This window comes from Paenibacillus sp. GYB004, assembly GCF_036577605.1.
In the GTDB taxonomy this organism is placed as follows: Bacteria; Bacillota; Bacilli; order Paenibacillales; family NBRC-103111; genus Paenibacillus_AB; species Paenibacillus_AB oceani.
On the sequence record NZ_JARBDB010000010.1, the window covers coordinates 1 to 361 of the forward strand.

At 52.1% G+C, this 361-nt stretch carries 1 tRNA gene and 1 rRNA gene; both read left to right on the forward strand.

From position 1 onward, the window contains the following. Nucleotides 1-20 precede the first annotated feature (20 nt). Nucleotides 21-137: ribosomal RNA gene (gene rrf / locus PV433_RS06105) — 5S ribosomal RNA — on the forward strand. 102 nt (nucleotides 138-239) lie between these two features. Continuing rightward, nucleotides 240-316, forward strand: a tRNA-Ile gene (locus tag PV433_RS06110). The last annotated feature ends 45 nt before the right edge of the window (nucleotides 317-361 follow it).

A 361-nucleotide genomic window follows, 5' to 3' on the forward strand; every position in this document is an offset into this window, starting at 1 on the left:
AGACTTCTTAAATGAATCCGTTTGGTGATGATGGCGGAGGGGACCCACGCGTTCCCATCCCGAACACGACCGTTAAGCCCTCCAGCGCCGATGGTACTTGGACCGCAGGGTCCTGGGAGAGTAGGACATTGCCAAGCGGCCCGTTTTTATGCGGGTTGAACTAAATAAGGTAGTGATCAGGCTACGAAGTGAAACAGCATATCCTTCCGAAGCTAACATTTACTACGCAAATGCTCTTAGGGCCTTTAGCTCAGCTGGTTAGAGAGCACCCCTGATAAGGGTGAGGTCGGTGGTTCGAGTCCACTAAGGCCCACCATTTCCAAATATCCTTCGGGATCTATTTGGGGCCATAGCTCAGCTG